Origin of the sequence: Methylosinus sp. KRF6 (genome assembly GCF_018887255.1) — a bacterium.
GTDB lineage: Bacteria > Pseudomonadota > Alphaproteobacteria > Rhizobiales > Beijerinckiaceae > Methylosinus > Methylosinus sporium.
On the sequence record NZ_JAHLJF010000001.1, the window covers coordinates 1,445,800 to 1,472,584 of the forward strand.

Here is a 26,785-nt window from a genome sequence, read left to right on the forward strand (position 1 = left end):
CGGCGAAGCCGGGTCGGATGAGGGTCCGCGCCGGAAAGAGCCTCACCCTTTCGCGAGCGCTTCCAGCAGCTTGCGGGCGGCCGGACCGGAGGACGCCGGATTCTGTCCGGTAATCAGCAATCCGTCCTGCACCACATAAGGCGCCCAATCGGCGCCTTTCGAGAAGAGCCCGCCCTTTGCGCGCAGCTCGTCCTCCACCAGAAACGGCACGACCCCGGCGAGGCCCACGGCCTCCTCCTCGCTATTGGCGAAGCCCGTCACCTTTTTGCCCGCGACCAGCGGCCGTCCGTCCGGCGCGCCCACATGGCGCAGCACGCCCGGCGCATGGCAGACGAGGGCGATGGGCTTTCCCGCGCGAATGAAGGATTCGAGCAGCGCGATCGAATGCGCATCCTCGGCGAGATCCCAGAGCGGACCATGGCCGCCGGGGTAGAAGACCGTGTCGAAATCCTCCTGACGGACGTCGGCGAGCGGGACCGTCTGCGCGAGCTGCGCCTTCGCCGCCGCATCCGCCTCGAAGCGTCGCGTGAGGTCGGTCTGGAAGTCCGGCTCATTGCTTTTGGGGTCGAGCGGCGGCTGCCCGCCCTTCGGCGAGGCCAGCGTGATCGTCGCCCCGGCGTCCTCAAAGGCGTAATAAGGGGCGGCGAGCTCTTCCAGCCAGAAGCCGGTCTTGCGGCCGGTGTCGCCGAGCCGATCATGTGATGTGAGCACGATGAGAATTTTCATGGGGCCGCTCCGTCGTCTCTATTTTTCGCGCAGGCGCTCGCCGAAAGATAAGGAGCCCACCCGCGGACGCCCACTCGAATTCGCCTGCGGCGCCACTTGGATTTCGGAAGAAATTGCTCCACAAGCGTCCTGCCTCTCCCGCCGCGGGCCGAGGCGAGATCGAAAGAGCGCCTGATCGATGACCCTTATGTTGACGAGCGTCGCCAGCGTGGCGGAAGCCGAGATCGCCGCCGCCGGCGGAGCGGACGTCATCGATTGCAAGGACGCCGCCCGCGGCGCTCTCGGCGCTCTGCCTTCGGCCGAGGTCGCGGCGATCCTGCGCGCCGTCGCCGGCCGCCGGCCGGTCAGCGCCGTCGTCGAGCTGTCGCATGATCCGGCTCTGGCGCGAGCGGCGATAGAGGAGACCGCCGCGCTCGGCGTCGCTTTCGTCAAATTCGCGCTGCCGGCGACGCCCGACGCCGATGCGCTGATCGCGGCTCTGGCGCCGATCGCGCAGCGCGTGCGGCTCGTCGCCGTGCTCTTCGCCGATCTCGGGCCGGACCTCGACGTGCTGCCGCGCCTCGCCGCGGCGGGCTTTTCCGGCGCGCTGCTGGACACGGCGCATAAGGGCAAGGGCAGGCTCATCGAGCATTTCGACATTGGCGCGCTCTCCTCCTTCGTCGAGCGCTGCCATGCGCTGGGCCTCGAGGCGGGGCTCGCCGGCTCGCTGGAGGCGCCGGACGTGCCGCGCCTTCTGGTGACGGGCGTGGATGTGATGGGCTTTCGCGGCGCGCTGTGCCGCGACCACGACCGCAAGAGCGCGCTGGACGCCGCGGCCGTCGCGCTGATCCGCGACCTCATCCCCGGCGGCCCGGCGCGGGCCAGCGGCAAGGGCTCGGCGCTCGCCGCCAATGTCGATTGGTCGCTGGTCGTCGGCCGCGGCTATCTCGAGAGCCGCGAGCGCACGCGGGAGATCGACCATGTCTTCGTGCGCGATCTCGTCATTCCGGTCGAGATCGGCGCCTATGATTTCGAGCGCGGCCGCACGCAGCGGGTGCGCTTCAACGTCGATGTCGATGTGACGCGCGTCTCCGCCGGCGGCGACGACATGCGCAATGTCTTCTCCTATGACGTCATCATGGACGCGATAAAGATGATCCTCGCCTCGGGCCATATCGAGCTCGTGGAGACGATCGCCGAGCGTCTGGCCGAGCTGGTGCTGCGGCACGAGCGCGTGCAGGCGCTGACCGTGCAGGTGGAGAAGCTCGACGTCGCGCCGGGCGCGGTCGGCATTCGCATCCGCCGCGAGCGCCAGGCCGAGACGGCCAAGGTTCACAACCTCTTTCCGGGCCTTCCCGATGCCGCCGAGCCCGAGCGCTGAGACGCGGCCTCTCGTCGTCAAGCTCGGCGGAAGCCTCGCCGCCTCCCCCGCCTTGCGCCAATGGCTGGCTGCGCTGCGGCGCTATCCCGGCCCTCTGACCATCGTTCCCGGCGGCGGCCCTTTCGCCGATGCGGTGCGCAGCGCGCAAGAGACGCTGCGCTTCTCCGACGCGGCGGCGCATGACATGGCCATAATGGCGATGGAGCAATATGGGCGCGCATTATGCGACCTCGAGCCGGGCCTCCTTCCCGCCGCGACGCCGCAGGAGGCGACGGCCACACATGCCCGCGGCGAGGTCGCAGTGTGGAGCCCGGTTGCGATGACGCGCGCCGATCCCCAGATTCCAGCGAGCTGGGACATGACGTCCGACAGTCTCGCGGCCTGGTATGCGCATGAGGCGGGAGCGCGCGCGCTATTGCTGATCAAGAGCGTCGATTTCCCACCTCCCCCTAGAGGGGGGAGGTCGAGCGCCGCAGGCGCTCGGGTGGGGGTGACGCCCGCAGACGTGGGGATGACGCCACCCCGGACCGCTCCGCGGTCCGACCCTCCCCCTGAAGGGGAGGGTGGGGGCGCCGCATCGATCGTCGATCCCTGCTTCGCGCATTATGCGCGCGGGCTCGACGTCTACATCGCCGGCCCCGCAGCCTTGCGCGAGGCGGCCGAAACTTTCGCGCGCGGCGGCCTTCCCGGCGCGCGCTTCGATTTCACCAGAGAGCAAAGCATCGCATCATGAAAAAGGTCGTCACGCCGCGCTGGGGCTGGGCGCTCACCGGCTCGGGACATTTCTTCACCGAATGTCTCGACATCATCCGCTCGCTCGACCATGTCGACCTCTTCGTCAGCCGGGCGGCGGCGGAAGTCATCCGCATGTACAAGCACAGGCTCGAGGACATGCCGGACCATGTGCGCGTGTTCAAGGACACGACGGCGAGCTCGGTTCCGGTCGGCGGCTTCTATCACAGCTATTATCACACGCTGATCGTGGCGCCGGCGACCTCCAACACGGTCGCCAAATTCGTCTATGGCATCTCCGATAATCTCGCGACCAATGTCTTCGCCCAGGCCGGCAAATGCCGCGTGCCGACGGTCGTCTTCGCCTGCGATACGGCACCGGAGCTGGAGACGCAGGCGCCCGATCGCAAGGTGATGGTCTATCCGCGCCGCATCGACCTCGAGAACACCGACAAATTGAAAACCTTCGAGGGGACGCAGGTCGCCGAGAGCCTCGCCGCCCTGCACGAGGCCGTCGAGCGCCGGCGCCGCGAGCTCGCCGCTCGGGAGCCGATCGGGAATGTCTGAGCGCCTGCTGTTCCTCACCGGCCATCTCGCTCTGCCGCGCCTCGAGCGCATGTTGGCGGGCTTCGGAGAGGAGGCGAGGAACTGGCGCATCCACGACATTGGCGTGAAGGTTGCGGCGCTGATGACGCAGGAGATCATCCTGCGCCGCCTGCCACGCCCGCTCGCGGCCGATCGCGTCATATTGCCCGGACGCTGCCGCGCCGATCTCGCCACCCTCGCGGAGGCCTTCGGCGCCCCTTTCGAGCGCGGGCCGGAGGAGATCGCCGATCTTCCAGCCTATTTCGGCAAGCGCGGCGGCAAAGCCGATCTGACGCGCCATGACATGCGCATTTTCGCCGAGATCGTCGACGCCTCCATCATGAGCGTCGACGAAGTGATCGCCCGCGCCACATTGCTGAAAGAGGCGGGCGCCGACGTCATCGATCTCGGCTGCCTGCCGGACACGCCCTTTCCGCATTTGGAAGAGACGATCGTCGCGCTGAAAGCGCGCGGCTTTTCCGTCAGCCTCGATTCGGCCAAACGCGAGGAGCTGGAGCGCGGCGCGCGCGCCGGCGCCGATCATCTGCTCAGCCTCGACGAGCATACGCTCTCGATACTGCCGGACAATTCGCCGCTCGTTCCGATTCTCGTGCCCAATCCGCACGGCGATCTCGACTCTCTGCAACACGCCGCGCGCATCGCCGAGCGACGCGGCATTTCCTACATTCTCGATCCGATCCTCGATCCCATTCACTTCGGCCTCGCCGCCTCCATAGAGCGCTATGTCGAGACGCGCCGCCGCGAGCCGGGCGCCGAAATGATGATGGGCACGGGCAATCTGACCGAATTGACCGACGCGGACTCCTCGGGTGTCACCGCCGTTCTGCTGGGCCTCTGCTCGGAGCTGGACATTCGCCATCTGCTCACCGTGCAGGTGAGCCCGCATACGCGCCGCACGGTGCAGGAGCATGACGCGGCGCGGCGCATGTTGTTCGCGGCGCGCGCCGACGCCGCTCTGCCCAAGGGCTATAGCGAGGCGCTGCTGCAGATCCACGACAAGCGCCCCTATGCCGCGACGCCGGAGGAGATCGCCGAGCTCGCGCGCGAATTGCGCGACGAGAATTTCCGCATAGAGGTCGCGGCCGACGGCATTCACATTTACGCACGCGGCTTTCATCGCGTGGCGCAGGACGCAATGTCGCTCTTTCCCGAGCTCGGGGTCGAGAAGGACGGCGCCCACGCCTTCTATCTCGGCGCGGAACTGATGAAGGCGGAAATCGCTTTTCGTCTCGGCAAGCGCTATCGGCAGGACGAGCCGCTGGACTTCGGCTGCGCTTCGGATAGATCGCAGGAGGACGAGACGCGCCTACGCGAAGCCGGACATACGCTGCGCAAGGCGAAAAACTAGATGATCGCGAGCGAGCGCCCCCTCCCCCTCTCACGCATAGCGAGGGAGGGCTGGGGAGGAGGCGACCCCGAGCTTTCGATGAAGGCCAGCAGGAGCGTCCGATGCCGATGATCCGCGAATGCATCGTCACCACGGTCGGCCCCACGGGCCAGCATCACATCGCGCCGCTCGGCCTCATAGAGCAGGACGAATTCTGGGTCATCGCGCCCTTCCGTCCCTCGACGACGCTGACCAATCTCGAGGCCGCGCCTTTCGCCACGGCGAGCTTCATCGACGATGTGCGAATTTTCGCCGGCTGCGTCTGCGGCAAGAGCGACTGGCCGATGGAGGCCGTTCCGGGTTGGTCGGCGCCGCGCCTTTCCGCCGCCCTCACGCACGCCGAGCTGGAAGTGGCGCGCAACGAGGGCGATCCTCAGCGCCCTCGCTTCTTCTGTAAGATTAGAAAAATCGTCTCTCACAAGCCCTTTTTGGGGCTGAACCGCGCCCAGGCGGCGGTCGTCGAGGCCGCCATTCTGGCGACGCGGCTCGGCATGATTCCCCGCGAAAAAATCGACACAGAATTGGCCTATCTCCGTATCGCGATCGACAAGACGGCCGGAGCCGCCGAGCGCGAAGCGTGGGAGCTGGTGACGGCCAAGATCGAGACTTATCTTCGAACACAGCCGGAATGACCGATTCGGCGGAGCCGGACGGGCGGCGCGCCCAGCGCGCGAATTTCGACGCGAATTTTCGATGAAGGATGACCCATGTCCGAAGCTATGACGACAGAACATCTCGAACATGCCGAACATGCCGAGCATGTCGCCCATGAGGGCACGCCTTTCATGACGCAAGTGTCGCTGACGATCGCGATTTTCGCTGTCGTCGCCGCGACCATCGGCAGTCTGGAGACGATCGAGACCGCGGCGACGCTCGGCGCGCAGAACGCCGCTGCGCTCAGCCAGAGCAAGGCCAGCGATCAATGGGCCTTCTTTCAGGCCAAGAGCATCAAGAAGAGCGTGAACGAAGTCGCCGCCAAGCAGGGCGGGCCGCTGGCCGATCAGCTCGCCCGCGAGGCCAAGCGCTATGACGACGAGACCAAGGCGATCAAGACCGACGCCGAGGCGCTCGAGCATCGCGTCGAGGAGCATCTTCACGAGGCCGAGCATCACGAGCATCGCCATCACATTCTGACGATGGCGGTGACGCTGCTTCATGCGGCCATCGCCATAGCGACGATCGCGATCATCACCCGCGGCCGCAAATGGCCATGGTACGGCGGCCTCGCTCTCGCCGCCTCGGGCGTCATGCTCGCCGGCTACGCTTATATTTGAGCGCCCGTGAACGGCCGGGCCCGCGGCGCAGCGTCGCGGCCGCCCGGCCGAAGCCAGCCCAAATTCCGCATATTGCCGAGACTTCTGCATTAATTTCTTAGACTTGTGCCGTTTTTCGGGCTCGGCCCGCGCGAGCGGAGGGTTTCGCCGCCGCCGGGACATGGGTTGTTTTTTCCCCATCCACCGCAATCTTTTCGGTGGTGGAGTGACTCCAATGTCCGCATTGAGCGAATGGCTCTTCGGCGTCGACAATCTGACGCCGCATGGTTTCTGCCTCCTCTGGGAGCCGGGTCTGATCTGGCTCTTCGCAATCTCCGACGGCTTGATCGCGCTCGCCTATTTCTCCATCCCGCTGGCGCTGGTCATCATCGGGCAGAGACGCGCCGACCTCGTCTTTCGACCCTTGCTGTGGCTGTTCGCGGCCTTCATCCTGCTCTGCGGCGCCACCCATTGGCTGGATGTCGTCACGCTATGGAAGCCGCTCTATGGCGTGCAGGGGATCGTCAAGGCGGCGACGGCGATCGTCTCGGTCGGCACTTCGGTCGCGCTCTGGTGGTGGCTGCCGAGCTTTCTCGCTCTGCCCTCGCCCGATCAGCTGCGCAAGGCCAACGCCGCATTGCTGGAGAGCGAGGCGCGGCTGGCCCATGCGCAGAAGATGGAGGCGATCGGCCAGCTGACCGGCGGCATAGCGCATGATTTCAACAATGTGCTTCAGGTGATCCTCGGCTCGCTCGGCGTCATCGAGCGGCAATTGGCGCGCGGCCGCGCCGAGGAGATCGGCCCTTCCATCGGCGCCATTCGCAAAGCGACCAATTCCGCCGCCAATCTCATCGACCGGCTGCTCGCCTTCTCCCGCCGGCAGACGCTGCTGCCGCGCGTCGTCGCGCCGGACCGGCTCGTCGTCGGGCTCGAAGATCTGCTGCGGCGAACGCTGGGCGGCGGCATAGAGCTCGATCTGCGTCTCGGTCGTTGTCGGCGCAATGTCGTATGCGACCCGTCGCAGCTCGAGAGCGCGCTGCTCAATCTCGCGATCAACGCGCGCGACGCCATGCCCAAAGGCGGCGTGCTGGAGATCGCCACCGCCGATCGCCGCCGCGAGGCCGACGCCGGCGAACCCGACATCGCGCCCGGCGACTATGTCGAGATCAGCGTGACGGACAATGGCGCCGGCATGAGCTGCGACGTGCTGGCGCATGTCTTCGAGCCTTTCTTCACGACCAAGCCGGTGGGGCGCGGCACCGGCCTCGGCCTCTCGCAGATCTATGGCTTCATAAAGCAATCGGGCGGCTTCGTGCGCATAGACAGCGCGCCGGGAAAAGGGACCGCCGTGCGCCTCTATCTGCCCGGGCGCGACCCTCCGAATGCCGCGCCGGCCGAAGCCGTCGTCGCCCCGGAGCGGACGCCGGAGAGCCCCGCCGCGCCCTGCGGAAAAACGCTGCTCGTCGAAGATCAGCTGGAGGTGCGAATGCAGATCGCCGACACGCTCGAAGAGATGGGCTGCGAGGTCATAGAGGCCGATGACGGAAGCGCCGGGCTGGAGGTCGTCGAATCGGATGAGAAATTGCGCCTTCTGGTGACGGATGTCGGCCTGCCGGGCGTCAGCGGACGCCAGCTCGCCGAAGCCGCCCGCGCCGCGCGTCCCGATCTCCCCATACTGCTCATCACCGGCTATGCCGGGAAATCGCTCGACAGCCTCGATCCCGCATCGAACATAGAAGTTCTGCGCAAGCCCTTCACGCTCGAGGAGCTGACGACGCGCGTGCGCGCCTTGCTCGCGCGCACCGCCGCTGCGCAATAGAACGCGCTCAACCGGAGGCGAGCAGCGCTACCGCGCAGGCCGGCGCGCAATCGGCGGCCTCTCGCACGACGTCCGGCGTCGCATCGATGAGATCGGCGATGTCGCGATAGGCGCGGCCCTCCGCCCCGGCGAGACGCGCGATGAGCGCTCGGCCGACGCCGGCCCCGACGACGGGCGCGTCTTCCGCCACCGCCGCGCGCGAGCGCAGCAGCGCGATCTGATCCTCGATCGAGCGCATCTGCGCGCGGGCGAGAAAATCCGCGAAGGCGCGCCATTGCGCCGGCGTCGCCTCGGCGGCGTCGCGGCCGGCGAGACGGGCGAGGCGCGCGATCGACTCGGCGACGCTCTTGCCGCGCCCGTCGGCGGTCGGCTCGGCGTCCTCCGCGGCGAGATCGCCGGTCACGCGGCGCACATCCGCCATTGTGGCGAAGCTTTCGCGCGCCGGCGGGGTCCAGCGGCCGGCCATGGGCGCGAGGGTCACGCCGGCCAGCGGATCGCCGCGCGACAGGCCCGTGTAGAGCAGCTCGCCATTGGCGAGACGCGCGGCGTCGCCGCCGCCGATCGCGGTGACGCGGCCGCCGCGAATGGGGACGAGATCAGTGGTCGTCGAGCCCATGTCGATGAACAGCGCCTCGGGAATGCGCCGCGCCACCAGCTCCGCGCTCGCCCGCCAATTGGCGGAGGCGATCGCCTGCTCGGCGCCGCGAAGCGCGTCGAAGGGGAGCAGGCCGGCCTCCCCGGCGTAGAACAGCGTCTGCGCGCCCTTCACCCGCCGGGCGACCGCCGAGGCGATGGTCGTGACGCCGGCGGCGCGCGTCTCGAAAGCGTCGGAGAGCTCGGCCGTCATAGTGACGGCGAAACGATCGGCCGCGCCGAGCCGCGCGACGGCCTCCTCTATCGCGCCCTCGAGCCGCGCGAGGCCATAATGCGGATTGCAGGGCAGCAGCAGCACCTCGACGATCCGCCCGTCGCTGGCGCGCGCCGCTTTCAGATGCGCGCCGCCTATGTCGAAGCCGATGACGCTGGCCATGAGCCTTTCCGTTTCCGGCTCGCGCCCCGAGCCCCTCTTCCCGCACGCGGGAGAGAGGGAATTCTGCGCGCGCTCTCAAAAAGCAAAAGGGGAGCCGCGAACGGCTCCCCCGACGATAAATGATCCGGTCGAAGCCGTCAGTTGGCGCCGAAAGGATGCTTCACGTCGTTGCGCTTGGCGACGACTTCGGCGGCCTTCGGCTCGCCCTTGACGGCGCGCGCGATGGCTTCCTTGGTGGCCTGATAGTTGTACTCCTGGATCTTCTTGTCGTCGTTCGCTTCCCAATGGATGAACACGCCGACCGAGATGAACAGGTCGTCGGCCTCGGCGACCGGGATCACGCCTTCGGCGACCGAATCGGCGACGGCCTTGGCGACGCCGGCCTGGGCCGGTCCGAACATCTGAACGGCCTGCTTGGCGTTTTTGATGGTGACCTTGTTGAAGAGGATCGTGTTCGGCTTGGCCAGCAGGTTCGGCGCAACGACGGCGAGCAGCGTGGTGAAGCCGTCCTTGTTGTTGACCAGCGCATTGGCGAAGGCGGTCTCGGCGGCGCTGCCGCGCGGTCCGATCAGCAGGTCGATGTGGGCGACCTCATTGCCTTCGCCAACGAGCGACTCACCGACCAAAAGCTTGTTGATCACGGCCATTTTCTTTTCCTCATGGCATATCGCTGGGGGAATCCGAGCGAGGGAAGACGCGCCGCCGTCATCAATCATTTTCGCATGACGGCGGCAAGTCGGGACGAAACCGTCGGGACGAGACCCGATCCAGATTCGAGCGGCTCAGAGCAGGCTGCGCGCCAGCGCGAAAGCGTGGCGGAAGTCGAGACGCAGCGGCTTGTCGGAAGTGGTCATCTGCCGGAAGAGACCGGCCTCCGTTCCGTATTTGATGTCGCCGATGGCGAGCGCGCCGATGCCGAGCGCGCCCGACGGCAGTTCGACGCCCTTGTCGTGCAGCTTGACGCCCTCGACGCCGAGCGGCGGCACGGCGTTGACGTCCGCGGCGATGAGCAGCGATTTGGCGGCGGCGAGATCTTCCGCGGACAGAACCTGCACGCCGGCGCGGGCCGCGCAGAGCGCGATCTCATGCTCGACGAGGAGGGCGCGCACCTGCTCGGCCTTGCTGCCGTCGGCGGGCGTCACCTTCACGCCGAAGCGCTTCTCGATCTCCTCGGCCTGCGTCGTCACGCGCTCGAGGCCGCTATAGCCGACGATCGTCACCTCGGCGCCCTCGAGCGCGGCGATGACGGCGGAGGAATAGCCGACGACGCCGGTCGCGCCATAGACGACGATCTTGGCGCCCTTCAGCTCGCGGCCCTTCTTCTCGCGCAGCACCTTCTCGACGAAGGCGACCATGGCGCCGGCGGTGGTGAAGGAGCCGTAAGGATCGGCGAAGAGCGAAATTTCGAAGGGCTTCAGCAACGCCTTCTCGGCGGCGTCCAGCATGTCGAGCGCGAGCACGGCGTCACGGCCGGCGAAGAAAATTCCGGTGCGCAGGGCGGCCGAGGGCGCGCGGGAGAACATCGCGTCCTGCACCAGCGCCGTCACCTCGTCGAGAGTGACATTCGTATAAGGAATCGCCACGTCGAAGCCCGCGTCGATCGCCATGTTGACGTCGAACGGGCTCATATGCTTCAGCGTGCTCAACATATGAAGGATCGATTTGGCGGCCATGGGAAATTCCTAACCTTTCTGTCCGTTCCTCACGCGTTCCGGCGCGCGAATGCGCAGCGCCGCGTAACGCCGAGCTTGGAGAAGCTTTTCGGTGATACCGGGACGGCGGGCGCGAGCGGAGCCCCGGTCTCGAATGGCGAGACGCATAGACCGCAGAACGGGGCGAATGTCCAGCCTATTGTCCCGACGCGCGACAGCGGAAGCGCGAGGGCGTGGGCTCAATAGCCGAAAGGCGAGGGCGCGAAGGCGGAGCCGGCGCCCGGCGGATCGAAGCGATAGCCGTCGGCGCCCCAGACCGGCGCGGGGCGAGCGGGCGCCGCGGGGACGGCATAAGCGGGAGCGGCATAGGCGGGGACGGCCGGCTGCGCATAGGCCTGTGGCTGGCGGGAGGCGCGCTTGGCCTCGGCGGGAGCGGCGGCGAGCGCGCCGGCGAGCAGGACGATCGCAAAGCCGCCGATTTTCATGATCCATTGCCCCCCATTGACCGCGGATGCGGCTCCGCTGGGGAAAATCGGGCGGCGCCCGGCGGCGTCAAGGGCGCCGCTGCGACGCGCGACGGCTTTCGCGATGCGTTTCCTCGTCATCCCTTATTGCCATCGGCTCGAGCTGGGCGCATTCTTCGCGCCCATGTCGGACGAGGCGTCTCTACTCGCGGCCAACGCCGCTTATTATCGAGCCTTCGTCGCCGCAGACCCGGACGGGATGGCGGCGATCTGGGGCGATGAGGAAATCTGCTGCATCCATCCCGGCTGGCCGCCGATCTTCGGGCGCGAGCAGGTGCTGGCCTCCTTTCGCGAGATTTTGCGCAACCCCATGCAGGACCCGGTTCTGCGCCGCAGCGAGCGGGCGCTGCTCTGCGGCTCCGAGGGACGCATCGTCTGCATCGAGATGGTCGGCCAGGCGGCGCTCGTCGCCACCAACAGCTTCCGGCTCGTCGATGGCGCGTGGCGGCTGGTGCATCATCAGGCGAGCCCGCTGATGGTCCAGAGCGAGCCGCCGCCGACCCCGCAGGCGCCGCCGACGCGCTCGCTGCATTGATGGTTCGCAGGTTCGCCGAAGCTTCACAGCAACGCCATCGTGGCGATATCCCCTGTTGACCTTTCGCCGCCCCTGCCTCTATAAGACCGCCCAACCAAGGGCCTGCCTCCCGGGGCGTGGAGCCTTTGCGCGAATTTCATATCATACGGCCATCGAATGGCGCGGGCCCCCGCGCTCCGCGCCGATCGAAAGGAAAAAGACAATGTCCCGCCGTTGCGAACTGACCGGCAAAGGCGTGCAGACGGGCAATCTCGTCAGCCACTCCAATCGCAAGACGCGCACCCGCTTTCTGCCCAATCTGGTCAATGTGACGCTGGCCTCGGACGCGCTGGCGCGCTCCGTCCGCCTTCGCGTCTCGGCGGCGGCGCTGCGCTCGGTCGAGCATCGCGGCGGCCTGGACGGCTTCCTCGTCAAGGCGCGCGACACGGAGCTCTCCGACGACGCCCGCGCGCTGAAGCGCGAGATCGTCAAGAAGCTGGCCACAGCGACCGCCTGATCTCGACGCCACGGGAAACGGACCTTTAAGGGCTCGGTCTCTTCGGGCGCAAAGACGATCCGGCGCAAAGACAAATAGACCCCGCGCTCTGGGAAGAGCGTGGGGTCTTTCCTGTTTCGGCCGCCCTCGCCGGCGCCGGCCCCCCCCCAGCCGCGCGCCGGCGATCGCTCCGGGCGTGTCAGCCCCAGATCGACAAAGCGACGCTGAGCAGCAGGGGAAGGGAGGCCAGCGAGAAGATCGCGGCGACGCAGAGAACCCTCTGGACGTCGAGCGGCTCGTGAGACGCCGCGGGCAATCCCGCATTTCGAACTTTGCCAAGGGAAATCATACGCAACTCCTTCGTCACTCCCGGACGGTCGATCGCTCGAACGTTCGATCGTCACTGCACGCGCACCCGACGGTCGCGCCGAAATATCAATGCAACAGCCGCCCTGAAGGTTCCCCGCCGAGTCGTTTTCGGCGCGGTCGAGCGCTGGTGACAAAATTAACGCGCATTAAACTTATTCACCATTCGGTGAATTACGAGAGCCGTTCGGCGGCGAGCGGCGCCCCCTTTCCAGCCCGCCCACGCTGCGCGGAAGAGGGACCAGATTTCACGCTTCATCGACGTTTCGCGTAACGTCGCCACCTTCCCTCTCCCGCAGCGGCGGAGGGAGAGGGAGAGGGAGAGGGAGAGGGCGCCTCGTCCCCTCTCAAGGAGCCGCGGCGAGCACGCGCGGTCGCGGCGCCGCGCGTTGCGGCGCGCGCGCCGGAGCGGGAGCGGCGTTCTCGCTGAACAGCTCGGCGAGCTTCTCCGTCATCGCGCCGCCCAATTCCTCCGCGTCCACAATGGTCACGGCGCGGCGGTAATAGCGCGTCACGTCATGGCCGATGCCGATGGCGATCAGCTCGACCGGCGATTTGGTCTCGATCTCCTGAATGATATGGCGCAAATGGCGCTCGAGATAATTGCCCGGATTGACCGAGAGCGTAGAATCGTCGACCGGCGCGCCGTCGGAGATCATCATCAATATGCGCCGCTGCTCCTGCCGCGCCATGAGACGGCGATGCGCCCAGTCGAGCGCCTCCCCGTCGATATTCTCCTTCAAGAGGCCCTCGCGCATCATCAGGCCGAGATTGCGGCGCGCGCGCCGCCAGGGCGCGTCGGCGGCCTTGTAGACGATGTGGCGTATGTCGTTGAGGCGGCCGGGGTTCGGCGGCTTGCCGTCGGCGATCCAGGTCTCGCGCGACTGCCCGCCCTTCCAGGCCTTGGTGGTGAAGCCCAAAATCTCCACCTTCACGCCGCAGCGCTCCAGCGTGCGGGCGAGAATATCGGCGCAGGTCGCCGCCACTGTGATCGGCCGGCCGCGCATGGAGCCGGAATTGTCGAGCAGCAGAGTGACCACCGTGTCGCGGAAATTCGTGTCCTTCTCGCGCTTGAAGGAGAGCGGCTGCTGCGGATCGATGACGACGCGCGGCAGGCGCGCCGGATCGAGCATCCCCTCCTCGAGATCGAACTCCCAGGCGCGATTCTGCTGCGCCATCAGCCGGCGCTGCAAGCGATTGGCGAGCCGGCCGACGACAGAGGAGAGATGCGAGAGCTGCTTGTCGAGATAGGAGCGCAGGCGATCCAGCTCCTCGGCGTCGCACAAATCCTCCGCCTTCACCGTCTCGTCGTAGCGCGTGGTGTAGGCTCGGTATTCGCCGCCGGAGCGATCGGCGGAGGAGACCTGCGGGCGGCGCGTCTCCATCGCCTCGTCCACGTCGCCGGATTCGATCTCCTCCAGCATCTCGCTGTCGAGAATTTCGGCGGCCTCGCTCTCGCCCTTCTCGAGCGCTTCCTCGGAGGCCGAGGCCGTGTCCATCTCGGAGGAGCCGGACTGCTTCTCCTCCTCCGTCTCCTCGCCCTCGGCCTCGTCGGGATTTTGCGGCTGGTCCTCGCTCGGCTCCTCGGCGTCCTCCTCGCCGCCGGCGCTCTCGCCCTCGAGCTCGAGCGACGCGAGCAGCCGATGCGCGAGCTGCGCGAAGCCGCGCTGATTCTCGAGCGCGCTCGACAGCCTGTCAAGATCCTCGCCGGCGCGCTCCTCGATCCAGGGCCGCCAGAGGTCGACGACCTTCTGGCCATGAGGCGGCGGAGCGATGCCGGTGAGCCGCTCGCGCGCGATGAGCGCGAGAGCGTCCTCGAGCGGCGCGTCCTCGCGGGTCTCGATCTCGGAGAAGCGCGCGCGCTGAAAGCGATCGTCCAGCATGGCGCCGATATTGGCGGCGACGCCGTCCATGCGGCGCGAGCCGATCGATTCGACGCGCGCTTGCTCCAACGCGTCGAAGGCGGCGCGGGCGTCGGGCGATTGCGGCTGCGCGCGGCGGTGAATCGCCTCATCGTGGCAGGCGAGGCGCAGGGCGATGGAATCGGCGTGGCCGCGCACGATGGCGGCGTCATGGGCGGTGAGCTTGCGCGGCGGCTCCGGCAGGCGCGCCTTGGCCTTGTCGTCGCCGCCGAGCAGCATGGCGCGCTCCGGCGAGAAGGACACTTCCAGCTCCGAGCGCTTGGCCATGGCGCGCATCGCGCCGGCGACGGCGCGCTTGAACGGCTCCTGTGGAGCCTCCTTCGGCGTAGCTGCTTTGCGATTGGATGACATTTGGTCCGTTCGATCGTCGCTCTCCGCCCGCCTTTCGGACGAAAGAGGCTTTATAGCCTATGCCGGATCGCGAGTTATGAAAATCATGGGAAGCGAAATCGCACGACGAAACGCGCCGATCACAAATTTTCCGCTGTCTGATCAAAGGCTTCGTCGGATTTATGACCGACAAATGACGCGCTTCCCATTAAATCATTGAAAATTTTACTGTTTTTTCAAAGCTTCCGGTCAATTTCACCTGCGCCGAAGGCCTGCGGAGTTGAGCCTAGCCATGTATGAGATCGCCACCCAATATGGCGTCGTCACCGAATTTCGCGATGTGGACGAGCTGTGCTTCCAATGGCAGGTCGAGGCTCCGACGGGCGGCCTGCCGCCTTATGAGCAGATCGCGCTCGGCAGCCTCGGCCGTCTCGCCGACGATGTGGCGCTGGCCGGACGCGCGGCGGACGGCGCTTTCGAATTTCTCTATGGCGGCGGCGCCTTCGAGGCATGGCTCGGCGCGTCGCTGCGCGGCCTGCGGCTGGACGGACTCGAGCGCAATTACCGCGATCCCATAGGCGAGGCGCTGGCGACGGCCGCGACGCGCGGAACGCCGGCGGCGACGATCGCGCGCAGCATTCGCGACGGGCTGGTGCGGACCAGCGAGATCGTCGCCTTCCCGCTGTCGAGCCATTGGGGCGACTCGCTGTTCCTGGTGTTCGCGCGCGAGCGCGCCGCGAAATATGATCTCGTCGACGCCATTTATCGCGCGACCGACGACGGGCTCACGACGCTCGCCGCCGTCCACGCCGGCCGCGACATAATCGATTTCGTCATTGTGAGCCTCAACGCCAGCGCCAGCCGCCTCTTCGGCGGCGCGGAGCGCGATCTGCAATGGCGGCGGCTCGGCGAGATCGCGCCGACCTGGATGACGGACGGGACATTCGAACGGCTCTCGGCCATTTTCCTTTCGGCGATTCCCGACACATTCGAGGTCTCGCATCGCTCGGCCGAGGGCGAGGCGTCGCATCTTCGGCTCGCCGCCGCGCCCATGGGCGATCTGATCGGCGTCACGCTCACCGACGTGACTCCGCTGAAGGCGCGCGAAGCCTCCTTCCGCCTGCTCTTCGAGAGCAATCCCATGCCCATGTGGGTGCATGATCCGCAGAGCCTGCGCATCATCGCCGTCAATGACGCGGCGGTGGCCCATTACGGCTATGAGCGCGAGCAGTTTCTCGGCTCGACCTTGTTCGATCTCTATGCGGAGGAGGAATGGCCGGCGGTGACGATCGCCCATGAGAATCCGGCCCTTCGCCGGCCCTCGGACCGCATTTGGGCCAATCGCACGGCGGACGGACGCATGATCAAAGTGCAGAATTACGCGCGCGAGATCAGCTTCGACGATCGCTCCGCTATCTTGCTGGCCATCGTCGACGTCACCGAGCAGCGCGAGCAGGCCGCCCGCATCGCCCATCTCGCCCATCACGATCCGCTGACCGGATTAGCCAATCGCGTGCTGTTCCGCGCGCGGCTGACCGAGGGCCTGCAACGGCTCGAGGGCGGCGAGGATCGCCTCGCCGTGCTCTATCTCGATCTCGACGGCTTCAAGGATGTCAACGACGCCTTCGGCCATCCGATCGGCGACCGGCTGCTCGTCGCCGTCGCCGAGCGCCTGCGCCTCACTCTGGCGCCGGGCGATATGGTGGCGCGCGTCGGAGGCGACGAATTCGCCATCGTTCAGCTCGGCGCCGGCGCGGCGGAGGCAGATCGGCTCGCCGAGCGCATCGTCAATGAGGTGAGCGTCCTCTACGAGATCGACGGCCATGCGGTGGCGGTCGGCGCCAGCGTCGGCATTTCGGTCGCGCCCATCGACAGCTGCGACGCCGACATATTGCTCAAAAACGCCGACATCGCTCTTTATCGCGCCAAGGCCGACGGGCGCGGCCTGCATCGCTTCTTCGAGCCGGAGATGGCCGCCTCCATCCTCGTGCGGCGCACGCTGGAGGCGGATTTGCGCCATGCGCTCCCGGCCGGCGAGTTCCAGATCTATTATCAGCCGCTCGTCGACATAGGGGCCAATCGCATCGTCGCCTCGGAGGCGCTGCTGCGCTGGTTCCATCCCGTTCGCGGGCTCGTGTCCCCCAATGACTTCATCCCGCTCGCCGAGGAGACCGGCCTCATCACGCCGATCGGCGAATGGGTGCTGCGCGAGGCGTGCCGCGAGGCGGCGAGCTGGCCGGAGCCGATCGGCGTCTGCGTCAATCTCTCTCCGGCGCAATTTCGCTCGCGCTCGCTGGTGCAGTCGGTTCTCTCGGCGCTGGCGACGAGCGGGCTCGCGCCGCAGCGGCTCGAGCTCGAGATCACAGAATCGGTGCTGCTCGCCGAAAATCACGCCAATCTCGCCGTTCTGCATCAATTGCGCGCCCTCGGCGTATGCATATCGATGGATGATTTCGGCACCGGCTATTCGAGCCTCAGCTATCTGCGCTCCTTCCCCTTCGACAAGATCAAGATCGACCGCTCCTTCGTGAAGGAGCTGCCGGAAAATCACGAGTGCGGGGCGATCGTGCGCGCGGTGGCGGGAATCGGGCAGTGCCTCGGCGTCGCGACCGTGGCCGAGGGCGTGGAAACGCCCGAGCAACTGGCGCGCCTGCGCGAGGAAGGCTGCACGCAGATGCAGGGCTTTCTGTTCAGCCGCCCGGCGCCGGCGGCGGAGCTGCGGCGGATGCTGGAAGGCGGCGACGAAAAATGGGCGGAGCCGGCGAGCGCGGCGTGAGCTTTTTCTTCGCCGCGGAGGCAGGCTGGAGAGCGGCAGGCTGTCGAATGGTGGGGGAAGTAGGACTCGAACCTACGAAGGCATAGCCAGCGGATTTACAGTCCGCCCCCTTTGCCGCTCGGGACATTCCCCCAGCTTCTCGATGGACCCCGAAGAAAGGCCCCGCGAGCGACGGCCCCGCGAGAGGGCCGATGAAGCAGGGCGCATATGGGGAATTTGCGTCCCCGCTGTCAACCCGAAAATGACAGCCGAAAGACCGAAGCCGTCGCCGCCCGCCCCGGCTCAGGACTGGCTCTGGAACTGGCCCTGCGCGCGGGCGACGCTCACCTCGACCTCCATCGTCTCCTCGCCACCGCCGGAATGAGCGGCGCGAACGGGAGCCGCGCCGAGATGATCCAGCGCGACGGCGACGCGCACATAGCTCTCGTCCGGCGAGGCGCCGCGCGTCGAATCGAAGCCCACCCAGCCGAGCCCCGCCACATGCGCTTCCGCCCAAGCATGGATGGCGGCGCCGGCGTCGGGACGCAGGGCGTAGCCGGAGACATAGCGCGCGGGGATGTCGAGACTGCGCGCGCCGGCGATGAAGACATGCGCCAAATCCTGCGCCGCGCCGCGACGGCGCGCGAAAACATCGGCCGCGGCCGCGGCGCCGCTCGCCGCCCCCTCCTCCACGACGAGAGCCTCGTGCAGAGCGCCGACCAGCGCATGGAGCTTGGACAGCGTGTCGGACGGACGCGCGGCCGCCAGCGCAAAATCGCAGATCGCCTGATCCGCCTCGGTCAGCGGCGTCTCGCGCAGATAGAGCTCCGGCGGGAAACGCTCGATCGCGCCGCGCGCGACGCCGGCCGTGTCGAAGGTCTCGACCGAGCCCTCGACCACGGTCGTCAGCGCCTCCAGCGGTCCGTCGACATAAATGCTGTGCGCCACATTGCCGAAAGCGTCCTCGCATGCGCGCAGGCGGCAGTCGCGATCGACATCGATGCGCCAGTCGAGGACATGCTGCCCGTCATAGTTGCGCGGCGTCAGCGCCAATTTCTGAATCGCCGCCTTGACCGGCTCGGCGTAGCGAAAAATCGTCTCGCGCCTTACTCTTATGTGCATCTTTCACCGCGAGGGGGAGCTTCGAAGCGACGACATATTAGAAAAGATATTGCTCCGAGACCAGCGTCCCCAGCCGATGATTGTCGGCGATGAAGCTCTGAATGAAATCATGCAGCCCATTATGGAAGACGCTCTCGATCGTCGCATGTTCGAGCTGGCCGAAGACGGCGCGGGCGTGGCGCTGCGCCGGGCCCTGCTTGCCATGCGATTTGCCGAGACGATCGAGATTTTGCACGACGCTCTCATAGCAGGCGATGAGCGAGCGCGGCATTTCCGGCCGCAGGATCAGGAGATCGGCGACGAGCCAGGGCTTGAGGCTGTCGCGATAGACCCAATGATAGGCGGTGTGCGCGGAGACGGCGCGCAATATCGCAGTCCATTGGAAATAGTCGAGCGAGCCGCCGACCGCCTCGGTCTCCGGCAGCAGCACATGATATTTCACGTCCAGAAGGCGCGCGGTGTTGTCGGCGCGCTCGAGATAGAGGCCGACGCGCGAGAACCAATAGGCGTCGTTGCGCAGCATTGTTCTATGCGCTCCGCCGTCGTAAGCGGCGGAGACCTGTTTCACGAAATCGAGGAAGCGCGTCACCTCCTCGGCGGAGCGGCTCGCGCGCTCGAAGGCCTCGAGCTCGAGGAAGGCGCCGTTGATCGCCTCCCACATCTCCACGGTGAGCGCAGTGCGCACGGCGCGGGCGTTGATGCGGGCGAGCTCGATGCAATTGCGGATCGAGCTCGGATTATCGGGCGAGAAGGCCAGAAATTGCGTGACATTGGCCTCGTCGACCGTCAGCCCCGCCGCATGAAAGGCGGGCGCCGCGCCGGAGGAGAGCAGCGCGCTCTCCCATTCGGTCTCCACGCCGCCATAGGCGCGGGGCAGAGTGGCGAGACGCCTGGACGCTTGCAAAATTCGCGCGAGGAAATCTGCGCGTTCCATATATCGGGCCAGCCAGAAGAGGTTGTCGGCGGTGCGTGAGAGCATGAGATCCCGTCGGTTCGGCGCGCTGTTCTTATTTCGAATTCGTCATGCGCGCGCGAGCGGCGCATCGTCGATGATCCATGTGTCCTTGGTCCCGCCGCCCTGGCTCGAATTCACGACGAGAGAATTCTCCTTCATGGCGACGCGCGTCAAGCCGCCGGGCACCACGCTCGCGCCATTGGGCCCATAGAGCACGAAGGGCCTGAGATCGACGTGGCGCGGCGCGACGCCGCTCGCCACCGAAACCGGGCAGGTGGAGAGGGCGAGCGTCGGCTGGGCGATGAAATTGGTGGGATTATCGGCGAGCTTGGCCGCGAATTCCGCGATCTGCGCCTTTGTGGCGTGAGGGCCGACCAGCATTCCATAGCCGCCCGAGCCATTGACCTCTTTCACCACCAGCTCGCCCAAATGGTCGAGCACATAGGCCAGAGCCTCCTTCTCGCGGCAGCGCCAGGTGGGGACATTCTTCAGCAGCGGCTCCTCGCCGAGATAGAAGCGGATCACCTCCGGCATATAGGTGTAAATGGCCTTGTCATCGGCCACGCCCGTGCCGACTGCATTGGCGAGCGTCACATTGCCTGCATGATAGGCGCCCATCAGGCCGGCGACGCCCAGAGCGGAATCGGGGCGGAAGGCCAAAGGATCGAGGAAATCATCATCTATACGGCGGTAGATCACATCGACGCGGCGCGGCCCCTCCGTGGTGCGCATATAGACGATATCGTCCTTGACGAAGAGATCGCGCCCTTCGACCAGCTCTATGCCGAGCTTGTCGGCCAGGAACGAATGCTCGTAGAAGGCGGAATTATATTGGCCGGGCGTCAGCAGCACGCTCACTGGATCGGCCCCCGCCCCGCGCGGCGCGGCGGAGCGCAGAGTGGCCAGCAGTTGATCGGGATAATTCTCGATCGGCGCGACGCGGTGCTGCGCGAAGAGATCCGGCAGCAGCCGCATCATCACCTCGCGATTCTCCAGCATGTAGGAGACGCCCGACGGCGTGCGGGCGTTGTCCTCCAGCACATAGAAGCCGTCGTCGTCGGTGCGGATGATGTCTATGCCGGCGATATGCACGAAGATGTCGTGCGGCACGCGGCGTCCCGCCATCTCCGGCCGAAAGGCGGGATTGCGATAGACGAGCTCGGAGGGAACCACGCCCGCTTTCAAAATCTCGCCGGGGCCGTAGAGATCGGCCAAGAATAGATTGAGCGCCTTCACCCGTTGAATCAGGCCCTTCTCGAGCTGCGCCCATTCGGCGCGGGCGATGATGCGCGGCAGAATGTCGAAGGGAATGAGCCGCTCGGTCGCCTCTTGCGAGCCATAGACGGCGAAGGTGATGCCGATGCGCCGAAACAGCAGCTCCGCCTGCGCCCGGCGGGAGGCGAGAAACTCGGGCTCCACCGAGGTGAGCCATTTGGCGAGCTTTTCATATGGAATACGCGTCGCGCCGTCGACGCCGCCCATTTCGTCGAATTTCGCCACCTTCGAAAGCACGTTTTCGCTCTCCCTCGGGTTTCGGCGAACGGCCGCTCACGCCGCACGATGCGCCTTCGTGAGCAGAGCATGGCAAGAAGCGAGCCAGATGACGAAAGCGTCGCCGAGAGCCGTTCCGATCGCATCTGGCCTTGTTGTAATCCGTTTATCGTCGACAAGCCATTTATCGTTGACAAGCGAAATCCCGCGCATCAAAACCAAGAGCGTCGGCGCGACTTTCGAGTCGCGCGGCGTCAACCACACTCGCGAAGGACTCATGGGCAGTAGCCTCGGCAGTCACAGCCTCGGCGTCGCCGCCGCAGCCTCGTCTGCGCGCGTCGCGCCTCACACGAAAGCCCGCGGCCGCGAGGACCGCGTGAGAGGCGCCGTTCGAGCCTGAGGCTCTGCTCGCCGCTCACGCCTTCGGCCGCCACACCGGCCAGAAGGACGAGAGCGATGAAGATTTTCCCCCGCCCCTATCCGCATCTCCCCGCGCGTCGCGCGAGCGCATTCGTCGCCGTCGCGGCGCCGAATGACCTTCGGAATTTGCGCCTCGGAAATCTGCGCCTCGACGGACGGCGCACGCAGCCGCGCGCCGCCTGGACGATCGATCCGGCCTCTCATCGGCCCGTCTGCCTCTGGGAAAAGGGGACCGAAGCGCTCGGCCGCGCCGAGGACGAGGATGCGCAGAGTCGCCGAAGACGCGCATTTCATTTCGTCGCGCGCCTTGCGGCGCGCGACGGCATTCCGCCGACGCCGGCGGCGTCATCAAAGCGTCATGCGGCTCGAATGTAAGGGTCTCGCTCGTATGCCCTTTCGCGCGTGCGACATGAATCTCTGACAATATGCGAATCGCGGAAAAGATCGACGACGAGCCGATGAAGCCCATACGACTCGCCCTTTTGGCGACGCTGATCCTCTCGAGCCCTGCGCGAGCGGCCGACAAGCCGTCCAAGACCAGCTCCGCTCCTCCTCCCGCCTTCACCTGGGCAGGACTGCATATCGGACTGAACGCCGGCGGCGCCATTCCCATTGCGAGCGGCGGAACGCTGGAGGCGGGCAGCGGCTTCACCAGCCGCGCCTTCGACCTCGCGGCGCCCGATCGCGATCGCGCCGGGGCGAGCTTCGGCGCGCAGATCGGCTATGACTGGCAGCGCGGCCCTTGGGTCTACGGCCTCGAGACCGATCTGAATTTTCTCGGCCTGCGCCGCGCCTCCACCGGGATTTTTCCGGCGCCCGCCGCCTATGGCGCGCTCGGCGTCGCCGGCTATGGGCTGACATCGGACGAGAACGGCGATTATTTCGCCAGCATTCGCGGACGCCTCGGCTACGCCTTCGACAGCAGGCTCGTCTACGCCACCGGCGGCGTCGCGGCCGGCGGCTGGCGCGGCGCCTCCAATCTCATCTTCTATGGCGCCGGGCCGCTCGGACTTTTCTTCGCGCCGGTCTCGACCTCCGCGCGCATGAAATTCGCGGTCGGCGCCGGCATAGAGCAGGCGCTCGACGATCATTTTTCCGCGCGGCTCGAATATCTCTACGTCGATCAGCAATCGCAGCGCCGCGTCTACGACAATAATTTCTCTTTCCAATTCGGCGCGCGCCAGCGCAGCGCGGCGCATGTGCTGCGGCTCGGCCTGAATTACCGATTCGATCCGCAGGACGAGGCGCGCGGAGGCGCGGAAACCGAAGACGAAAAGGCGTCCGACGCAGCGAAGAGCGAGGACGCCGCGGGCCACGACGAGAAAGCGAAAAAGCGCGGCGAGAAAGGCGAGCGCGCGGCGAAGGCGAAAGACAAGGAAAAGACGGAAAAGAAAGACGATAAGAACGGCGAGGAGCTCTACAGCTTCCACGGTCAGACGACCGCCGTCGTGCAGGGCTATCCCAAATTCCCGGCGCTCTATACCGGCGCGCGCAGCTTCCCGCCCAAAGGCCTCGCGGACGCCGGCTCGACGAGCAATCTCTTCATGGGACTGCGCCTTTGGAAAGGCGCCGCCGTCTATCTCAATCCCGAGGTCGATCTCGGCTATGGCCTCGCCAATTCCGTCGGCGCCGCCTCTTATGTGAACGGAGCCGTCGCCAAGGTCGGACGCGCCGCGCCCTATATGCGCTTCCAGCGCTATTTCCTGCGCCAGATCATCGGGCTCGACGGCGGCGAGAAAGTCGAGGACCCGGAAACCGGCTCCTATAACGAGGTGCTGGAATCGACGCAGAACCAGCTGTCGGGCAAGGTGGACAAGGATCGTCTGATCCTCACCATCGGCAAGTTCAGCGTGCCCGATATTTTCGACGACAACAAATACGCCCATGATCCGACGACGGGCTTCTTGAATTTCGGCGTCAACACGCTCGGCGCCTTCGACTACGCCGCCGATTCCTGGGGCTATACCTATGGCGCGGCGTTGGAGTGGAAGCAGGATTGGTGGACCGCGCGCGGCGGCCTGTTCCAGCTCTCCGAGATTCCCAACGGTCCCTCTATCGAACCGCAGATCGGCCGCCAATTCATGGGCGTCGCCGAATTCGAGGCGCGCTACGATCTTTTCGAGCAGCCGGGCGTGATCAAATTCCTGGCCTTCGCCGACAATGGCAATCTCGCCAAGGTGCAGGACGCCATCGACTTCGCCTATCTCACCGGCAATTTTCCGCCGGACGTCAACAATCCATGGATTCGCAAGCGCCATGTGAAGGTCGGCGGCGGCGTCAATGTGCAGCAGCAGCTCTCTAAGGAGATCGGCTTTTTCCTGCGCGCCAGCATGTCCGACGGGCGCTTCGAGACGGTGGACTACACCGATATAGACCGCTCGCTCTCGACCGGCTTCACGGCCGCCGGCGCGCTGTGGGGCCGCGACAAGGACGAGATCGGCGGCGCCATGGTGTTCTCCGGCCTCGCCGGCCCGCGCGTGAGCTATTTCGGCCTCGGCGGAACCAGCGTCTATATCGGCGACGGCAGGCTCTCCTACGCCGGCGAAAAAGTGCTGGAGACCTATTACAAATACAATGTTCGCGACGGAGTCGAGCTGACGCTCGACTATCAGTTCATCGGCAATCCCGCGCATAATGCCGCGCGTGGGCCGATCAATGTCTTCGGCCTGCGGCTGCACGCGCAATTTTGAGAGATTTGGGCGTACTCGCCGATTGTTCTACAATCGGCGTGAGATGACCAAGGCGCACGACGATTTCACTCTGCTCTGGCTGCAGGCCGGCAGCTGCGGCGGCTGCACGATGGCGACGCTGGAGCGCGGCGCTTCCGGCTGGTTCGAGGAGCTGCGCGGCTTCGGCATACGTCTCCTCTGGCATCCGAGCGTCAGCGAGGAGACGGGCGAGGAAGCCCGCGCCATTCTCGCCCGCGTCGAGCGCGGCGAGCAGAAGCTCGGCGCGCTCTGCATAGAGGGCTCTATCCTGCATGGGCCGGAGGGCACCGGCCTTTTCAACAAGCTCTCCGGCACCGGCCGCAGCATGTTGGATTGGGCGCGCGCTCTGGCGCCGCGCGCCGATTATTGCGTGGCGGTGGGCAGCTGCGCCGCTTTCGGCGGCGTGCCGGCCGGCGCGCCAGACCCCACCGACGCCAGCGGGCTGCAATATTCGGGCGTCGACATCGGCGGGGCGCTGGGGCCGGATTATCGCTCGGTCAAAGGGCTGCCGGTCGTCAATGTCTCCGGCTGCGCGCCGCATCCGGGCTGGATCATGGAGACGCTGCTCGCGCTCTCGCTCGGCCGTTTCACGCAGGCCGATATGGATGATTACGGCCGGCCGCGCATTTTCGCCGACCATCTCGCCCATCACGGCTGCAGCCGCAATGAATTCTACGAGTTCAAGGCCAGCGCCGAGGATGTCTCCGAGCGCGGCTGCCTGATGGAGCATTTGGGCTGCAAGGCGACGCAGGCGGTGGGCGACTGCAATCAGCGCTCCTGGAACGGCGGCGGCTCCTGCACGCAGGCGGGCTCGACCTGCATCGCCTGCACCTCGCCGGGCTTCGAGGCGACGCGCGGCTTCCATCGCACGCCCAAGATCGGCGGCATTCCGGTCGGCCTGCCGCTCGATATGCCGAAAGCCTGGTTCGTGGCGCTCGCCGCCCTCTCCAAATCGGCGACGCCCAAACGCGTGCGCGAGAACGCCCGCAGCGACCGCGTCGCCCGCGCGCCGACGCCAAGCGCCGAGAAGAAACTTGGGACCGAGAAGAAAAAAACATGAGCCGCATCGTCGTCGGGCCGTTCAATCGCGTCGAGGGCGATCTCGAGGTGACGCTCGATGTCGAGAATGGCGTGGTGCGCGAGGCGCGCGTCTCGGCCTCGCTCTATCGCGGTTTCGAGCAATTGCTGCTCGGCCGTCCCGCCGCCGACGCGCTGGCGATCGCGCCGCGCATCTGCGGCATATGCTCGGTCTCGCAATCTCTGGCCGCCGCCGCCGTGCTGCGCGCCGCCCAGCCGATCGCGCCCGCGCCCAATGGGCTTCTGGCCACCAATATCGCCCATGCGGCGGAGAATATCGCCGACCATCTGACGCATTTCTACGTTTTCTTCATGCCGGATTTCGCCCGCGCCGCCTATGCCGGACTGCCCTGGCGTGCCGCCGCCGAGGCGCGCTTCAAGGCGGTCTCCGGCGCGGCGCTGCGCGAGGCGCTGCCGGCGCGCGCGCGCCTATTGGAGACGATGGGGCTGATCGCCGGCAAATGGCCGCACAGCCTCGCCTTCCGCGCCGGCGGCGTCACGCGGGCGCTGGCGCTCGGCGATGAGATGCGGCTGCGCGCCCTGCTCGCGGATTTTCGTACTTTCCTCGAGCGCACACTCTTCGCCGCGCCGCTCGAGGCCGTGACCGCCCTCTCCTCGACCGAGGAACTCGATCGCTTCGCGGACAGCTCCGCCGGCGATTTTTCCGCATTCCTCCGCATCGCCCGCGATCTTCGCCTCGCGGAGATGGGACGCGGTCCCGGCCTGCTGCTCTCCGCCGGAGCCTATCTCGGGCCGGAGGGCCATCGCTTCCCCGCCGGTCTCCTCGACACGAAGACGGGCGGGCTGCGCGCACCGCCGCTAGATCATATCGAGGAGGATGTCTCGCACGCCTATATGCGCGACACCGCCGCCGATCCCGCCCTTTCCGACACGCTGCCGGATATTCACCGCGAGGGGGCCTATAGTTTCGCCAAGGCGCCGCGGCTCGAAGGCCGCGCTGTAGAGGTGGGCGCGCTGGCGCGCCAGGCGGTCGCCGGCCATCCGCTGATCCGCGACCTGCTCGCGGGCGGCGGCTCCACTGTCCTCGCCCGCATCGTCGCGCGCGTCCTGGAGATCGCGCTGCTCATCGAGGCGATGGAGGATTGGACCCGCGCGCTGACGCCGAGCGAGCCCTACTGCGCGCCCGACGCGCCGCTCGCCGACGGCGCCTTCGTCGGCTTCGTCGAGGCGGCGCGCGGGACGCTCGGCCATTGGGCGAGCTTCCGCGACGGGCAGATCGAGCGCTATCAGATCATCGCGCCGACGACCTGGAATTTCTCGCCGCGCGACGCCGCCGGCAATCCCGGCCCGCTGGAGCAGGCGCTAGCGGGCCTTTCTGTGGGCGAAGACGGCGCAACCAATGTCGCGGTGCAGCATATCGTGCGCTCCTTCGATCCCTGCATGGTCTGCACGGCGCATTGACTGTCTAGACGCTTTCCGCGACTGGAAAGTCGCTTCTCCTCATAGCGCCCTCCGCGAGCGAAGAGATTTTCGGCAATCGCCTGAGAGCCTGGAAAGATTCTCCTTACCCTCGCGCTGG

At 66.6% G+C, this 26,785-nt stretch carries 24 protein-coding genes and 1 tRNA gene; 14 read left to right on the forward strand and 11 right to left on the reverse strand.

Annotated features, from left to right (window positions below; genetic code table 11):
* Positions 1 to 42: 42 nt before the first annotated feature.
* Positions 43 to 726 carry a type 1 glutamine amidotransferase domain-containing protein gene (locus tag KP010_RS06955; RefSeq protein ID WP_142863863.1) on the reverse strand — a complete coding sequence of 228 codons (684 nt, stop codon included), beginning with the start codon at positions 724 to 726 and terminating at the stop codon, positions 43 to 45.
* A gap of 178 nt (positions 727 to 904) precedes the next feature.
* Between KP010_RS06955 and KP010_RS06960 the strand changes: the two genes are divergently transcribed.
* The 7 genes from KP010_RS06960 (at position 905) to KP010_RS06990 (ending at position 7,883) form a co-directional block, all read left to right on the forward strand.
* Complete coding sequence (locus tag KP010_RS06960) at positions 905 to 2,086, forward strand: (5-formylfuran-3-yl)methyl phosphate synthase (protein ID WP_185966557.1); 1,182 nt, start codon at positions 905 to 907, stop codon at positions 2,084 to 2,086.
* Positions 2,064 to 2,819 carry an aspartate kinase gene (locus KP010_RS06965; protein WP_142863862.1) on the forward strand — a complete coding sequence of 252 codons (756 nt, stop codon included), beginning with the start codon at positions 2,064 to 2,066 and terminating at the stop codon, positions 2,817 to 2,819. The genes KP010_RS06960 and KP010_RS06965 overlap by 23 nt, the downstream gene beginning before the upstream one ends.
* On the forward strand, positions 2,816 to 3,385 hold the full coding sequence (locus tag KP010_RS06970; RefSeq protein ID WP_142863861.1) for a flavoprotein: 570 nt from the start codon (positions 2,816 to 2,818) through the stop codon (positions 3,383 to 3,385). Before KP010_RS06965 ends, KP010_RS06970 begins: the two co-directional genes overlap by 4 nt.
* Positions 3,378 to 4,772: a DUF6513 domain-containing protein gene (locus tag KP010_RS06975; RefSeq protein WP_142863860.1), complete on the forward strand. Its 1,395-nt coding sequence runs from the start codon at positions 3,378 to 3,380 to the stop codon at positions 4,770 to 4,772. The genes KP010_RS06970 and KP010_RS06975 overlap by 8 nt, the downstream gene beginning before the upstream one ends.
* 101 nt (positions 4,773 to 4,873) lie before the next feature.
* Complete coding sequence (locus tag KP010_RS06980) at positions 4,874 to 5,443, forward strand: DUF447 domain-containing protein (protein ID WP_108917003.1); 570 nt, start codon at positions 4,874 to 4,876, stop codon at positions 5,441 to 5,443.
* Positions 5,444 to 5,518: 75 nt separating this feature from the next.
* Positions 5,519 to 6,085, forward strand: coding sequence for a DUF4337 family protein (locus KP010_RS06985; protein ID WP_108917004.1), 567 nt, complete (start codon positions 5,519 to 5,521; stop codon positions 6,083 to 6,085).
* A 214-nt stretch (positions 6,086 to 6,299) separates the two neighbouring features.
* Complete coding sequence (locus KP010_RS06990; protein WP_142863859.1) at positions 6,300 to 7,883, forward strand: ATP-binding protein; 1,584 nt, start codon at positions 6,300 to 6,302, stop codon at positions 7,881 to 7,883.
* A gap of 7 nt (positions 7,884 to 7,890) precedes the next feature.
* On the opposite strand, the gene KP010_RS06995 is transcribed toward KP010_RS06990, so the two are convergent.
* The 4 genes from KP010_RS06995 to KP010_RS07010 all read right to left on the reverse strand — a co-directional run bounded on the left by KP010_RS06995 (position 7,891) and on the right by KP010_RS07010 (position 11,050).
* Positions 7,891 to 8,913, reverse strand: a complete 1,023-nt coding sequence (locus KP010_RS06995) for a hydantoinase/oxoprolinase family protein (protein WP_142863858.1) — start codon at positions 8,911 to 8,913, stop codon at positions 7,891 to 7,893.
* Between the two features lie 137 nt (positions 8,914 to 9,050).
* Complete coding sequence (gene fae / locus KP010_RS07000) at positions 9,051 to 9,560, reverse strand: formaldehyde-activating enzyme (protein WP_216280700.1); 510 nt, start codon at positions 9,558 to 9,560, stop codon at positions 9,051 to 9,053.
* Between the two features lie 135 nt (positions 9,561 to 9,695).
* Positions 9,696 to 10,586 carry an NAD(P)-dependent methylenetetrahydromethanopterin dehydrogenase gene (locus tag KP010_RS07005; RefSeq protein WP_108917007.1) on the reverse strand — a complete coding sequence of 297 codons (891 nt, stop codon included), beginning with the start codon at positions 10,584 to 10,586 and terminating at the stop codon, positions 9,696 to 9,698.
* Between the two features lie 218 nt (positions 10,587 to 10,804).
* Positions 10,805 to 11,050: a hypothetical protein gene (locus tag KP010_RS07010; RefSeq protein WP_108917008.1), complete on the reverse strand. Its 246-nt coding sequence runs from the start codon at positions 11,048 to 11,050 to the stop codon at positions 10,805 to 10,807.
* Positions 11,051 to 11,153: 103 nt separating this feature from the next.
* Here KP010_RS07010 and KP010_RS07015 point away from each other — a divergent pair, with 103 nt between their 5' ends.
* Both KP010_RS07015 and rpmB read left to right on the forward strand, forming a co-directional pair.
* Positions 11,154 to 11,624 (forward strand): nuclear transport factor 2 family protein, encoded by a 471-nt coding sequence (locus KP010_RS07015; RefSeq protein WP_244594649.1) that lies wholly within the window; start codon positions 11,154 to 11,156, stop codon positions 11,622 to 11,624.
* A 202-nt stretch (positions 11,625 to 11,826) separates the two neighbouring features.
* Positions 11,827 to 12,120: a 50S ribosomal protein L28 gene (gene rpmB, locus KP010_RS07020; RefSeq protein WP_108917009.1), complete on the forward strand. Its 294-nt coding sequence runs from the start codon at positions 11,827 to 11,829 to the stop codon at positions 12,118 to 12,120.
* A gap of 178 nt (positions 12,121 to 12,298) precedes the next feature.
* Here rpmB and KP010_RS07025 read toward each other — a convergent pair whose 3' ends face one another.
* Together KP010_RS07025 and cobT are read right to left on the reverse strand one after the other, a co-directional pair.
* Positions 12,299 to 12,448, reverse strand: a complete 150-nt coding sequence (locus KP010_RS07025; RefSeq protein ID WP_166142148.1) for a hypothetical protein — start codon at positions 12,446 to 12,448, stop codon at positions 12,299 to 12,301.
* 364 nt (positions 12,449 to 12,812) lie between these two features.
* The gene (cobT, locus tag KP010_RS07030; RefSeq protein WP_142863857.1) at positions 12,813 to 14,738 is read right to left on the reverse strand and encodes a cobaltochelatase subunit CobT; all 1,926 of its coding nucleotides are present in this window, start codon (positions 14,736 to 14,738) and stop codon (positions 12,813 to 12,815) included.
* A 271-nt stretch (positions 14,739 to 15,009) separates the two neighbouring features.
* On the opposite strand from cobT, the gene KP010_RS07035 reads away from it, so the two are divergent.
* Complete coding sequence (locus KP010_RS07035; RefSeq protein WP_142863856.1) at positions 15,010 to 17,493, forward strand: bifunctional diguanylate cyclase/phosphodiesterase; 2,484 nt, start codon at positions 15,010 to 15,012, stop codon at positions 17,491 to 17,493.
* Between the two features lie 48 nt (positions 17,494 to 17,541).
* Here the strand turns inward: KP010_RS07035 and KP010_RS07040 are convergent.
* The 4 genes from KP010_RS07040 to KP010_RS07055 all read right to left on the reverse strand — a co-directional run bounded on the left by KP010_RS07040 (position 17,542) and on the right by KP010_RS07055 (position 21,031).
* Positions 17,542 to 17,626: transfer RNA gene (locus KP010_RS07040), tRNA-Tyr, on the reverse strand.
* Between the two features lie 149 nt (positions 17,627 to 17,775).
* Complete coding sequence (locus KP010_RS07045; RefSeq protein ID WP_142863855.1) at positions 17,776 to 18,594, reverse strand: transglutaminase family protein; 819 nt, start codon at positions 18,592 to 18,594, stop codon at positions 17,776 to 17,778.
* Between the two features lie 37 nt (positions 18,595 to 18,631).
* The gene (locus KP010_RS07050; RefSeq protein ID WP_108917014.1) at positions 18,632 to 19,573 is read right to left on the reverse strand and encodes an alpha-E domain-containing protein; all 942 of its coding nucleotides are present in this window, start codon (positions 19,571 to 19,573) and stop codon (positions 18,632 to 18,634) included.
* A gap of 42 nt (positions 19,574 to 19,615) precedes the next feature.
* A complete protein-coding gene (locus tag KP010_RS07055; RefSeq protein ID WP_207783352.1) occupies positions 19,616 to 21,031 on the reverse strand; it encodes a circularly permuted type 2 ATP-grasp protein in 1,416 nt (471 codons plus the stop codon).
* Positions 21,032 to 21,496: 465 nt separating this feature from the next.
* Here KP010_RS07055 and KP010_RS07060 point away from each other — a divergent pair, with 465 nt between their 5' ends.
* From KP010_RS07060 to KP010_RS07075, 4 genes are read left to right on the forward strand one after another with little or no spacing between them, the layout of a single operon-like run.
* Positions 21,497 to 21,835 (forward strand): hypothetical protein, encoded by a 339-nt coding sequence (locus KP010_RS07060; RefSeq protein WP_216280701.1) that lies wholly within the window; start codon positions 21,497 to 21,499, stop codon positions 21,833 to 21,835.
* Positions 21,836 to 21,885: 50 nt separating this feature from the next.
* The gene (locus tag KP010_RS07065) at positions 21,886 to 24,150 is read left to right on the forward strand and encodes a carbohydrate porin (RefSeq protein ID WP_142863851.1); all 2,265 of its coding nucleotides are present in this window, start codon (positions 21,886 to 21,888) and stop codon (positions 24,148 to 24,150) included.
* Positions 24,151 to 24,193: 43 nt separating this feature from the next.
* Positions 24,194 to 25,228 (forward strand): HupU protein, encoded by a 1,035-nt coding sequence (locus tag KP010_RS07070; protein WP_142863850.1) that lies wholly within the window; start codon positions 24,194 to 24,196, stop codon positions 25,226 to 25,228.
* A complete protein-coding gene (locus KP010_RS07075) occupies positions 25,225 to 26,667 on the forward strand; it encodes a nickel-dependent hydrogenase large subunit (protein ID WP_142863849.1) in 1,443 nt (480 codons plus the stop codon). Before KP010_RS07070 ends, KP010_RS07075 begins: the two co-directional genes overlap by 4 nt.
* Positions 26,668 to 26,785: the final 118 nt, after the last annotated feature.